Origin of the sequence: Paracholeplasma morum, assembly GCF_016907055.1 — a bacterium.
In the GTDB taxonomy this organism is placed as follows: domain Bacteria; phylum Bacillota_I; class Bacilli_A; order Acholeplasmatales; family UBA5453; genus Paracholeplasma; species Paracholeplasma morum.
Genome location: NZ_JAFBBG010000002.1, coordinates 17962 through 30659 on the forward strand (window position 1 = coordinate 17962; position 12698 = coordinate 30659).

The following is a 12698-nucleotide window of genomic DNA, read 5'->3' on the forward strand; positions in this document are numbered from 1 at the left end:
CCCATAAGTGTTCAGTCGAGTAGAAAACGAATAGAATAGAAGAAAAAAAGCACAAACTGTGCTTTATTCTAATAGGTCCTTTAGTGACTGAATGATATAATCTATATCTTCATTAGTAAGGTCGTATGCTAATGAGAAACGAATAACCCCAGGCGTATCATCCGTAATCGCTTTTATCACATGGGATAATTCTATACTGGATTCATTGCACGCACTCCCTGTTGAGACGTATATGCCCTTCTTGGATAGTTCATAAGCAAGTTCATGCCCTTTTTGATCCTTAAATGAAACAGACAATAATCCAGGAAGTCTATTGGACTTTGGTCCATTAATATAACAAGGGAATGTTTCAAGAAGCTTCTTTTCTAGTAAGTCTGTTTTCTCTTTTAACGCTTCTTGTTTCTTATGATAATAGGTATAAGCATTTTCTACCGCTTTGGAAAACCCAATAATCCCAGAAACATTTTCTGTTCCTGCATTAAGTCCGAATTCTTGTGTAGCCCCATGGATCAGTGGACTTAACGCCATTCCAGGACGATGATATAGTAACCCAATGCCCTTAGGCCCAAATAGTTTATGTGCAGAAAAACTCATTAAGTCTACTGGTAGAGATTCTAAATCAATTGAGTAGTGTGGCAACATTTGAACCGCATCTAAATGAAGATATACGCCTTTTTCTTTCGTAACCTTAAGAATTTCACTCACATTTTGGATGACACCAATCTCGTTATTTGCCCATATAATTGAGACTAATAGCGTTTTAGTCGTGATCGCTTTTCTTAAATCCTCTAAATTAATATACCCTTCTCGATTCACATCTAAATAGGTAACCTTAAACCCTTGTGTTTCTAAATACTTACACGTGCTTATGGTTGCTTTATGGTCAATCTTTGTGGTGATGATCTCTGTTTTATTCTGATTCATCATGGAAAGTCCCTTAATGGCTAAATTGATTGCCATCGTTCCACTTTGGGTAAATACCAAAGAATCATGACTACAGTTTAAGTGTTTAGCAATTGACTTTCTTGCATCATTAATCGCTTTTTTGGCTTCAATGCCCTTTTTATGCATCGAAGAAGGATTCCCATATGAGTCTTTCAAATAGGGTAACATCGCCTCAAATACACTGTCATCAATCTTTGTGGTTGCAGCATTATCTAAATAAAGCATTACTTCACCTCAAGTTCTATTGTAAATCCTAAATAAAGAGTTAAATCTACATCTGGCAAACTACTTAATAATTCATTTGTTATCAAAATCTTATTGCGATTTAGGTTCAGTAAGATTAATTCTACCTGATCAGCTAAAACAGATAACGCATATGACTCATGGATGATGCATGGGTTTTCATCGTTAAAGGTTTCAATGCATACACGTTTAACTGCCTCTTTATCGTATTTTAGGCCAACCAATCCACCTTTATAGACTTTCTTACCTGATGCATCGAGTATGGTGATTTTTTTGATTTTCATATAAGGCCTCCAATAAAGACTCTATAGATGTAATATATGGCAACCCCTAAGAAGACAATTGCATTTATTAATTTAATGATGTCTAGTCTTGTTCTTACAAAGTTAGAAATAGACCCTACATTCTTCGTTCTTAAACTGATAATGGTAATGACAACCAATGGTGAAACAAAGAATAACACATAAATTAGTAACAATACGTTAAAGAATACAAACATCGAGGTTCTGTCGACGACAATCGCCGTCCAGGCAACAAATGCTTGTCCGCTACATGGGAATTCAATGATTGCGACAAATACCCCAATTAAGAATCCTAAAACATATACGATAGGGTTATTATCTTCCACTTTTTGTGCGAAAGACCCCATTATCTTTTTTGTAATCACAAAGAATCGTCTTGGTAATTGATTCTTGATTTGATTGTATTTTTGATTTCTTGCTGATAGGAAATCCAAAAAGTTAAGTACGGCAATGAATAAGGCTAAGAGTATTAATACCACATAGAATATCTTCATATAAGGTAGTAACATACCTAGTGCAGAAGATAAGAATCTTCCAAGGATAAAGTATGTCACAAAGATTGCTGATATGTATGAAATGCAAATGGCTAATATCGTCTTAGAATTCTTCTTGTCAGTTAAAAATGACAAGAACATTAGTAACATGGCCAGTGCACAAGGGTTAAATGCATCAAGAATCCCTAGAATCAAAGTAGATCCTAACAACATCATAAAGTCTTTAAAGGTAATGTCTCCATAGAAGAGTTCCACTGGATCCAATAGCTCATTTTCATCCATGATCATTTGAGCTTGATTCGATTGGATTGCATTAATTATGTCAGATTCACCAGCATAATAGGTGTCACCTACATATAAAATAGGCACCAAGTTCTTATTCTTAGGTACGTTATATGTCCTTGCATATCGTGAAAACATTTCTTCAAATAAATTAAAATCATCTTCACTCATGTACTTTAAGACGGTATACCCTTCTTCTGCAAGTTGATCGAATACACCACTTTGTTCAACGGCTTGACAGTTTAAACAAAGGTGTGAGCCAAAATAAACCGCATCCGGTTTATCATTAGCTTTGATATTAGTTGTATTTGTAAATAGAGAAAATACAATTACGCCAAGTAAGATGATTCTATATAGTGATTTTTTCATTAGTAAACTCCTATAGTTCCACTTATTATTTTAATACAAAAAGTAAGAAATTCATAATCCTATGGTAAATCAATATATAAAGAAAAAATGCGATTGCTCGCATTTGATTTCTTATGAGTGATTATTTCTCTTTGTTAACACCATAGCGCTTGTTGAAACGTTCCACACGGCCTGCAGCTTGTGTAAATGTATCTTGTCCTGTATAGAATGGGTGGCAATTTGAACAAGTATCAACTCTAATTTCTTTAGAAACTGATCCGACTTCAAATTCATTACCACAAGTTACACAGTGAACTTTAGCGACTTGGTATTTTGGATGAATTTTTTCTTTCATATTCATTCTCCTTCCGCCATAGACTTAATGTCCATAGTAAGTTTGCGTAGGTATTATATCATAGATATTTTAAATACACAAACATTTTTGATATCTTTTATTTTAGAACTTTTTATCAATGAAAATGTCTTTTGTCCTATCCAAGAAGCGATTCGCTAATATGCCTGTAAAGATACCAGCAGGGATAGAAATAAAGAGCATAAGTGGGGCATAATACGCCACTACATCCGTAAACAAGAACGATGCAGCAACTAATTGCCCAATGACGTGAAATAAACTCGATAAGGTTGAATTCGCTGTAATCCCAAAGAAATCGAGTTTAACCAATATGCTTAAGACAATTAAAGAGAACACTGCCCCTGAGAAACTCAAGGAAAATGTGGCATAGTTAAACGTTCCAGGGCTATATAATGCTGTAACAACAATTCTTAGTAAGACCGTGATGACTGCTTCTTTTGCGCCATACTTATAAATAATGATTAGTGTAACAATATTAGAAAATCCTATTTTAAATGGAATGCCAGGGATGATTTGAACGTAGGATTCTAATATATTGATGATGGAAGCAACCCCAGTTAGGATGGCTAATAATGTAAGTTTTTTAACGGACATTAGATAATCACATCCGTTTCTGATTGATTAAATTCAATGGTCACATAGTTAGGTAGACAAATGATAGGATTCTTATCGGAGAACCCTTGTCTACTACAAATGTTATAGGGTGAAAACTCTTCTTTAACCCTGACTTTAGAATCTTTATATTCGATAACGACAATCCCTAAATGCCCCATAATATAGTATTGGTTCTCATATACTGCAATCCCTTTATTTATCTCTAGAGTATCCAGTTTGATGTCATTTACATAAATGCCATCTTTTTCTACTCTTGGAAGTTCCTCAAGCATAATAACTTGTTCGTTCTTTCTAGGTGTAAAGCTCCCATCTCTTAAATCCACTGAGAATAAGACCGTGTTTCTTACCTTAACATAAGCGATGTCTCCGGTTTTATCTAAGATTGAGGTTGCTAGTAAGTATCCACCAAAGACAATCAGTAAAATCCCAATAAGGATACGATCATTCTTTTTCTTCTTCATGGCCTTTTTTAGCTCCTTTTTTCTTATCTAAAACGGATAACAAAACAAGTACGCCGCCACCTACTACAATTACCCCACCTAAGATTAAGTAAAGTGTGGATACGTTTCCTTTAGTTCCTACTGTTCTAAATTCTGATTTAGTCAAGTTGTGGTTAACAATCGACCCATCGTTTAAAAAGAACACAGCTTTGTAGTCATAGGTATCTAAAAGTGCTTTTGCTTCTTCGAGTGGCATATTGAATAATGCTGTGGATAGTCCATCCAATAAAGCAGCATCATCCCCTACTAGGGTAATGGCGTTATAGTAATCCATAGGAACTAAATCAAATGGAGAAATGATATGATGATATTTTCTTCCTTGATAGGTTGCATACTGAATATAGTTACCAGATGAAGAAATACTTGTATTCTTAACAGATAACACACCCGCTTCATCGCCATATACTTCCAGTGGATTCACTAACCCAATTTCAAAGGCTCTTTCTTTGCCTTCATCGGTTAAGGCTGTCCCAACCGAAAGGGTTGAACTACCTAAGTTGATTAAATAATGTTTATACCCTTTGCTCTTAATGTAAGTTTCAATCTCTTTTGCAGCATAGCCTTTAGCATATGCCCCAAGGTCAAGTTTCATTAAGCTATCTTCTAGATAAACAGATTTAAGCGTCTCGTTTAAGATGACTTTATTTGGATCAATATGATTTTTATAAGTGTTTATTTTAGTAATTGTTTCGTTGAATACCGATTCTGGTATCTCACTATAAACATACTCATTTGAGAGAATAACTTCTTTCCATGTATCAATGACACCACCCAATACTGGGTTGAAATACCCATTGGTTTCTTTTGATAATTCTAGTGCATCTTTAATCATGTTAAATAGCAGTTCATCTACAACAACTGGTTCAATCCCTGCTTTTTCATTGATGGATACTAAGTTGTTTTGATGATAAATCGGATCTTGGTGGGTTGGTCTTGGGCCAATAAAGTTATTAGCCAAGTGATCAAATCGTTTAAGAATGGTTTCAATGGCATTTTTATCTTCCAAAGTATACCCCTCAGCAATTTTAATCGATATGTCTGTATATAAATAGATAGGACTTTCCAGGTCTTCTGGAAAATATATCGTATAAGGATCAGTAGCCGCATTGATTTCTGGATTGAATTGTGTGAAAAGGCCAAAAAGTATGGCCAATATTATTAGTTTTTTCATGTGTAAATGACATCCTTTTTCTTCGACTATTATAACACAATAACCCGCAATGAAAAAGGACTTTCGAAAAAGTCCTTTAAAGTCTTTATAGCTTAATATTTACTGGGGTTCCATCTGGATTTGGATTGTCTTTTAGATATTGAAGAATTGGGTTGTAGTGTTTATCTGGTTTACCTGGCTTACATCTTGAGATGTTTCCAGCTCTACCAGAAACGATTTCAACAGCAAATGCGTGACAACCTGGGGTCCCGCAGGCACCACAGTTGTAGTTTGGTAACATTTTTTCAACTGTTGTAATTCTTTCGTCTTCTTTAACTTCTAGATATTTTGCTGCAAAAGCAAGTCCAAAACCAAGAAATAATCCAAGTGCTCCTAATATAAGTGTAGATTCAATCATTTCTTAATCTCCTTCATCATGTCTAAAGCTTCTTTAAACGAGCATCCTCCGCTAACGGCACACGTTTCACAATTTTGAGCTTCCATGTAAGCATGTTGGCAACTTTCAGGTACTGGCGTTTTTTTATTCAAAATCGCTATTACAAAGAAGAATGCCATGATTACAAATAGGACTCCTAAACCGAGAAACTCCATTATACTAACCCTTGTAAACCAAGGAATGCTAATGACATTAAGCCGGCAACGACTAATGCAATTGGCATGCCTTTAAAGGCTTTAGGAACGTTTGCAGAATCCAAGCGGATACGGATTGCAGAGAAAGCAACGATAACAAGTGTATATCCTAATGCAGTACCAAGTGTAATGGTTAAAGCATCTAGGAACCCTTGAGCTTCAGTTAGGTTTGTTTGAGCTACCCCTAATACAGCACAGTTGGTTGTAATAAGTGGTAAATAAACCCCTAATCCACGGTATAAGCTTTCAACATATTTCTTAAGAATCATTTCAACCAATTGAACAACCGCTGCAATAACTAAGATGAAAGCAATTGTAGCAGTATAACCAATGCCCATTGGTTCTAAAACAAATTCATATAAAGGATAAGTGATTGCCGTAGACATCATCATAACGAACAGAACGGCTGCGCTCATACCCCATACGTTACTCATTTTCTTAGATACACCCAAGAATGAGCAAATCCCTAAGAACTTAATAACGATAATGTTATTGACTAACATCGCTGAGATTAGCGATATGAAAAATACTTCTAATGTCATTTTTTAGCCACCACTTTCTTTTTAGGTTTAGCATTTCCAACAGCAGCGAAAATGGCTAATAAAATACCAATCACTAAGAATGCTCCTGGAGGCGAAACAAACACACTAATCGCATAGTCTTCTGAGAATAATCTAAGGGTTGTTTCAAAAGGTAATGGTAATAATACGCCTAGTGAAATAGCGCCTTTACCAATGATTTCTCTAATTAAACCAATTAAAGAAATCGCAAGGGCAAACCCTGTAGCCGAACCAACACCGTCAATGATAGAATCAACGACGCCATTTTTGGATGCAAATGATTCTGCACGTCCTAAAACGATACAGTTAACGGCGATCAGTGGAATAAATACACCTAATGAATCCGATAAAGCACCTGCAAAAGCTTGTACGAACATGTGTAATGCAGTAACAAGTGTTGCAATAATAACGATGTAAGCTGGAATACGAACATCATTAGGAATTAGTTTTCTTAAAGCTGAGATTACTAAGTTAGATAGCGCAAGAATAATGATAACCATGATTCCCATACCTAAAGCACTTTCGAATGAGCTTGTTACAGCAAGTGCAGGACACATACCTAACATCACTTTGAATATGGCGTTTTCTTTAATGACGCCTGTCATGAAAATATCTTTTTTATTTAGCTTGATTGTGTCGTTCATTATGCCAACACCCCCTTCAAGGCTTGTAATAAATCATCGATATGTTTCTTAGAGAATGTAGCACCTGTTACAGTGTTTTCCACAGTATCATAAGACGCAATCGGTTGATCAACTAGGGTTTCGAAATAAGCAAGGTGGTCATTAATGAATCCTTTAGTATGCTCAGAGTCTTCAATTGAGATACCTTTGATCTTACCTTCAGTGTCTAAACCAACTAGAAGCGTTAAATTCCATTCAACGGTTCCGTAGTAGAAACCTGCTACGTCACTTGAGCTTCTCTTTGAAGTAACTGTGTATGCATAACCTACTACAACGTCATTGATTTTAACTGCTTCTTTCTTAGTAACATTCGCATTTCCTACGAATGATGAATCGACTTCTGTTGTAGCACCATCACCATAGATTACTTCATAAGAAGTTCTGGATACCGGTTCTAATCCTTTATGGATGAAAATCGCTTCTCTAAGCATTTTTCTAACTAAACTAGATCCTACAGTTGCACCAGAATTAATGTCATATTTTGGTACTCTAACATCGGAATTCAGTTCAGCTAAATCTATGTTGTCAATAAGTTTACCTTTAAAACTTTGAATGTTATTGTATAAATCTTTTAATACGAAATCAGATTGCGGAAGGCTCTTAACTTCAATACCAGTAATTCTTCCTGATTTTGAAATCCCAATAATCACTTCAACGTTTTTGTCGTTTGAGTAATCATTCTTACCACTGGCTTCATAGATGTATCCAATCACTTTACCATCTTTCTTAACTTCAATCTTATCTGTTACATAAGTATATTTTGTGAAGTTAACTGACTTGTAAGAATCTCCATCGCTGAATAAGATTTTTTCAGGTGAAGGGTTAAACGTTCTAAACACAAGTAAGAATAGTAGGCTAAGCACGATTGCTACACCAAGATTAATGAGTATGTTTCTATTTTCGCGACTCATGCTAGTACCCCTTTCAATGCTTGTAATAAATCTTCAATATGTTTTTTAGAGAATGTTGCACCTGTTACAGTATTTTCAACTGTATCAAATGTTGCAAGTTCTTTACCTTCTAGTACTTTAAAGTATGCTAAATGGTCATTAATGAATCCTTTAGTATGATCTGAGTCTTCGATAACGATGCCTTTAATTTTGCCTTCTGTATCTAGACCAACTAAAAGTGTTAAGTTCCATTCAACGGTTCCATAATAGAATCCATTAACATCACTCGAACTTCTCTTAGAGGTTACTGTGTAAGCATAACCAACTACTGCATCATTAATCTTAACTGCTTCTTTCTTAGTAACATTTTCGGTTGCTTGGAAAGTTGAATCTGCAGTTGCTACAGCGCCTGAACCAAACATGTCGCCATACTTATCACCGATTTCAAGGGTTTCATAAGTTTTGATTGCGTCATGAATGATCTTTCTCATGGTAGTTGAACCATAAGATGCACCTGATTTAGCATCGTATGTTGTTTTACCTTCTGTTAGAAGAATACCAAAGTCGATTGCGCTAATGTTTTTGTTTTTATAGTATTCTGAGTTATCTTTAACTACTTGAATTAAGTTAGCAGTTTGAGATAATTCTAAGAATTCTACCCCAACGATATTGCCCTTCAAATCAAATCCAAGTAAGATGTCGATGAAATTACCTTCACTATAAGAGTTTGTGGATTTTCCTTTAATTAGGAATCCGACTACTTCTTCACCTTTATTAACTTCTAATACTTCATAAGTTGTCCCAACGAATGAAACACCTTCTACTTTAGAAGCTTCAGTTAAGCCAGGGAATACTTCACTATAGGCTTTTAACTCTGCTTTGCGTTTGTTTTCTGCGATAATTGGTGCTGTAATATGATTAGAGAATCCAATTAATAATCCACAGGCTAACCCAATTAATGTAAGAACCATTGCGGTTTTAAATATTTTCATTATTTAATACCTCCTAATGCTAGAAGTACAATAAGACTAACTACAGATAATGAAACGACATATCCAAGGATGAACTTCCATGAATACTTGTTTTTACTCCATTTATAGTAATCGATTAATGGTACGAAAATGTTACCTAGAAGAATCGCGAATACAACCCCTTCTGGTAATGCACCAAATAAACGAATGGCTGCAACAATTGCACCAACTACTAAACCGTATATCCATCTGCCAGGTTTTGTAACCGGAGAAGTAACAGGGTCAGTAACCATGAACACGGCACCGAATAATAACCCACCAGATAACACTTGGTATAACACTGTTTCAATGATTTGACCATTATCAACAATTGGTTTAACTGTTAATGTAGCAACAAACATAATGACAGTGAAGCTTAAGATCATGGATACGGTAACTCTAAAGTCTGCTGCTTTACGGATGAACATATATAATCCGCCAAGAATAATTAGAATTGAACTGATTTCACCCATTGAACCAGGAATGTTTCCTAAGAATAGGTCTTTTAATGAGTAAGATTCTAACATGGCAGGAATACTTGCTAATGAATCATTGACTGCAGCTAGTGGTGTAGCACTTGAAGTTACATCGATTCCTACATAATTGAATGCAGTAACAAATGATAATCCAATTACTACTCTTGCAACTGCTGCTGGATTAAAGATGTTAGATCCCAATCCACCAAAGAATGCTTTAGCAATAATACTACCAAATAAAGCACCAACGATTAATACATAGATTGGAAGCGTTGATGGAATAATCATTGCGAAAATCACACTTGATACAAGTGGCGCTGACACATGATTAATGGTTAATGTTTTCCATCTCAATTTAAAACGTTCTTTTTTATCTTTTACTGAAGGGTGTACTTTGACCTTTAGTAGGGCTGCGACCACATCAACGCCAACGAAGATTACGGCTGATAAAATGATTCTTACTAATGCGTCCATACCAAAACGGTAAACTGCGAAGACTACCAATGGTAATAAGGCGATTAGTACATCAAACATCATACGTTTTACGCTGGTTTCTTTACGAATATATGGACTTGTTTGTTTTGCATAATTCATATCATCACCTATTTCTTTATGAAGCGCTTAGCTTGGCGCATCGTTTCTGTTAAATGAATCTTAGAAGGACATGTAAATGAGCATAAACCACATTCAATACATTTGTTGACACCAAGTGCATTGATTGCATCTTTGTCTCTTTCCTTATAAGCATTCATAATTTGAACTGGTTGTAAATCAACTGGACAAGAGTACACGCAAGATGCACAGTGAATACAAGGTTCTGTTGGAATAACCTCTTCATCTAAGATAATTAGTGAGGTTGCAGTTTTAGTCACAACGATGTCATCACTTTGAAGTGCATTACCCATCATTGGCCCACCACAAATTAACACTTTATTCTTATCTGTTTCTGTGTAACCGCCAGCTAAAGCGATTAAGTCACGAACAGGGGTTCCAATTCTAACTTGGAAATTCTTTGGTGATTTGATGCCATCTCCGCTAATTGAAAAGAATCTTTCAGTGATTGGCATTCTTCTTTTAACAGCTCTATAGAAGCCGTATAGTGTGGCAACGTTGAACACAGTAACACCGTATTCAGCAGGTAATTTACCTTGAGGAACTTTAATACCAGTAGCTGATTTGATGGTGTCTAATTCCCATCCAGCTGGGTAGTGGTTACCCACACGTTTGATTTCGATATCAAAATGTGTGAAACTTTGACGCGCGTTTTCTAATACTTCATAAAGTTCAGGATATTTCTTCTTAACAGCAATAATCCCTTTCTTCGCGCCGGTTGCACGCATTGCATACGTTAACCCTTCAACAATACGGTTAGCACGTTCAAGGATTAGTTTGTAGTCGGAAATTAAATGTGGTTCACATTCAACACCGTTACCAACAACTGTATGAATTGGGTGCTTAGTTTCAAGTTTGATGTAAGTTGGGAAACCTGATCCACCTAACCCTGACAACCCAGAATCTTTAATGATTTTGATGTAGTCTTCTTTAGTAAGTGCATCGATTTCTTCTTCAGTTCTTGAAACACAGTTTTCGTATAACACATACTTCTTATCGTTTTGAACGATTACGCAGTCAACAGTTTGACCCGATGAATGCACTTTTTTCTCTGAACCTACAATGTATCCACTGACAGTGGAATGAATTGGTTGTTCGAAGAATCCACCTTGTCTTGTACCGATTAGCTCGCCAACTTTAACATATTGTCCATCTACTACACAAGATTCCCCGGCTGGGCATCTTAAGTCTGTTGTAGGGAAATATAAGTATTCCGCTTCTAGGTAATGAATGACTGGTTGATTTTTTCTTTCTTTCTTCCCATCGGGAATGTATCTTGTTTTCTCAATCATTTTACTTCACCCCTTATATATGATTCAAATTGATAAATCGGAAAATGACTCATCAATGTTATGACCTTATTTCTAACTTCATTTAAAACCGTTTCATCATCGTAATGTCTTAATGCTTCATCGATTAAATCCGCGATCATTACCATTTTTGATTCTTTTAAGCCTCTGGTTGTAACAGCAGGTGTCCCTAAACGAATACCTGAAGTAACCATTGGTTTTTCTGGGTCAAATGGAATGTTATTTTTATTGCAGGTGATATTAACATTTGTTAAAATATCAGCTGCTTTCTTTCCAGATAATCCAATTGATCCTTTTATATCTACCAACAATAAGTGATTATCTGTTCCACCAGATACAATTCTGTACCCCAATTTAGATAATCGTTCTGACAAAGCCTGTGCATTTTTAATGACTTGACTTTGATAGTCAATAAATGACTCATCAAGGGCTTCATAAAATGCAGTAGCTTTAGCTGCAATCACATGCATAAGTGGGCCGCCTTGAATGCCAGGGAATACTTGTTTATCAATGGCTTTAGCTAGAGAATCATCATTGGTTAGGATGATTCCACCTCTTGGACCTCTTAAAGTCTTATGGGTAGTGGATGTAACTACATGAGCATATGGCATTGGATTAGGATGTAAGCCTGCGGCGATTAACCCAGCGATGTGAGCCATATCCACCAACAGTTTTGCTCCAACTTCATCTGCGATTTCTCTAAACTTCTTGAAATCAATGATTCTAGAGTAGGCACTTGCCCCAGCAATGATTAATTGTGGTTTTTCTACTTTTGCAATTCTTAATACATCTTCATAGTCGATCATTTCAGTGTCTTTATTCACACCATATGTTACACCTATGTAATCCATGCCAGAGAAAGATAACTTATAACCGTGTGTTAAGTGTCCACCATCTGATAGACTCATTCCAAGAATTTTATCCCCTGGATTGATTAAAGCCCTAATGGCTGCCATGTTTGCTTGTGACCCTGAATGCGGTTGAACGTTTGCATAATTTGCATTAAACAATTTCTTCACACGTTCAATGGCTAATGACTCAATCACATCCACATGTTCGCAACCAGAATAATACCTTTTGCCAGGATACCCTTCGGCATACTTATTGGTTAAAACAGAACCCTGTAAATGAAGAATCGCTTCAGACACAAAGTTTTCTGATGCGATTAGTTCAATGTGAGCTTCCTGTCTAATCCCTTCCAACTTAATTTGTTCAAGTACTAAATCGTCTGTGATTTTTTTCATTTAATCCCTC

At 35.9% G+C, this 12698-nt stretch carries 16 protein-coding genes; all 16 read right to left on the minus strand.

Translation table 11 applies throughout. From position 1 onward, the window contains the following. Positions 1 to 63 precede the first annotated feature (63 nt). A complete protein-coding gene (locus JN09_RS01450; protein ID WP_204432012.1) occupies positions 64 to 1170 on the minus strand; it encodes a cysteine desulfurase family protein in 1107 nt (368 codons plus the stop codon). Continuing rightward, complete coding sequence (locus JN09_RS01455) at positions 1170 to 1472, minus strand: hypothetical protein (RefSeq protein ID WP_204432013.1); 303 nt, start codon at positions 1470 to 1472, stop codon at positions 1170 to 1172. The genes JN09_RS01450 and JN09_RS01455 overlap by 1 nt, the downstream gene beginning before the upstream one ends. Continuing rightward, positions 1469 to 2635, minus strand: coding sequence for a cytochrome c biogenesis CcdA family protein (locus tag JN09_RS01460; protein ID WP_204432014.1), 1167 nt, complete (start codon positions 2633 to 2635; stop codon positions 1469 to 1471). Before JN09_RS01460 ends, JN09_RS01455 begins: the two co-directional genes overlap by 4 nt. 121 nt (positions 2636 to 2756) lie before the next feature. Further along, positions 2757 to 2969, minus strand: coding sequence for a 50S ribosomal protein L31 (gene rpmE, locus JN09_RS01465; RefSeq protein ID WP_204432015.1), 213 nt, complete (start codon positions 2967 to 2969; stop codon positions 2757 to 2759). 102 nt (positions 2970 to 3071) lie between these two features. Beyond that, entirely contained in the window at positions 3072 to 3581 is a 510-nt protein-coding gene (locus tag JN09_RS01470; RefSeq protein WP_204432016.1) for a Gx transporter family protein, read from the minus strand. Beyond that, a complete protein-coding gene (locus JN09_RS01475; protein ID WP_204432017.1) occupies positions 3581 to 4063 on the minus strand; it encodes a NusG domain II-containing protein in 483 nt (160 codons plus the stop codon). The genes JN09_RS01470 and JN09_RS01475 overlap by 1 nt, the downstream gene beginning before the upstream one ends. Further along, positions 4044 to 5273 (minus strand): FAD:protein FMN transferase, encoded by a 1230-nt coding sequence (locus tag JN09_RS01480; protein WP_204432018.1) that lies wholly within the window; start codon positions 5271 to 5273, stop codon positions 4044 to 4046. The genes JN09_RS01475 and JN09_RS01480 overlap by 20 nt, the downstream gene beginning before the upstream one ends. Before the next feature lie 85 nt (positions 5274 to 5358). Then, positions 5359 to 5670, minus strand: a complete 312-nt coding sequence (locus tag JN09_RS01485) for a (Fe-S)-binding protein (protein ID WP_204432019.1) — start codon at positions 5668 to 5670, stop codon at positions 5359 to 5361. Beyond that, positions 5667 to 5864 (minus strand): hypothetical protein, encoded by a 198-nt coding sequence (locus JN09_RS01490; RefSeq protein WP_204432020.1) that lies wholly within the window; start codon positions 5862 to 5864, stop codon positions 5667 to 5669. Before JN09_RS01490 ends, JN09_RS01485 begins: the two co-directional genes overlap by 4 nt. After that, positions 5864 to 6445 (minus strand): electron transport complex protein RnfA, encoded by a 582-nt coding sequence (locus tag JN09_RS01495; RefSeq protein ID WP_204432021.1) that lies wholly within the window; start codon positions 6443 to 6445, stop codon positions 5864 to 5866. The genes JN09_RS01490 and JN09_RS01495 overlap by 1 nt, the downstream gene beginning before the upstream one ends. Next, complete coding sequence (rsxE, locus tag JN09_RS01500) at positions 6442 to 7107, minus strand: electron transport complex subunit RsxE (RefSeq protein WP_204432022.1); 666 nt, start codon at positions 7105 to 7107, stop codon at positions 6442 to 6444. Before rsxE ends, JN09_RS01495 begins: the two co-directional genes overlap by 4 nt. Beyond that, a complete protein-coding gene (locus tag JN09_RS01505; RefSeq protein ID WP_204432023.1) occupies positions 7107 to 8057 on the minus strand; it encodes an FMN-binding protein in 951 nt (316 codons plus the stop codon). Before JN09_RS01505 ends, rsxE begins: the two co-directional genes overlap by 1 nt. Continuing rightward, a complete protein-coding gene (locus tag JN09_RS01510) occupies positions 8054 to 9028 on the minus strand; it encodes an RnfABCDGE type electron transport complex subunit G (protein ID WP_204432024.1) in 975 nt (324 codons plus the stop codon). The genes JN09_RS01505 and JN09_RS01510 overlap by 4 nt, the downstream gene beginning before the upstream one ends. Then, entirely contained in the window at positions 9028 to 10116 is a 1089-nt protein-coding gene (locus tag JN09_RS01515; protein ID WP_204432025.1) for an RnfABCDGE type electron transport complex subunit D, read from the minus strand. The genes JN09_RS01510 and JN09_RS01515 overlap by 1 nt, the downstream gene beginning before the upstream one ends. Before the next feature lie 8 nt (positions 10117 to 10124). Continuing rightward, positions 10125 to 11426 (minus strand): RnfC family protein, encoded by a 1302-nt coding sequence (locus JN09_RS01520; RefSeq protein WP_204432026.1) that lies wholly within the window; start codon positions 11424 to 11426, stop codon positions 10125 to 10127. Further along, on the minus strand, positions 11423 to 12688 hold the full coding sequence (glyA, locus tag JN09_RS01525) for a serine hydroxymethyltransferase (protein ID WP_204432027.1): 1266 nt from the start codon (positions 12686 to 12688) through the stop codon (positions 11423 to 11425). Before glyA ends, JN09_RS01520 begins: the two co-directional genes overlap by 4 nt. Between the last annotated feature and the right edge of the window lie 10 nt (positions 12689 to 12698).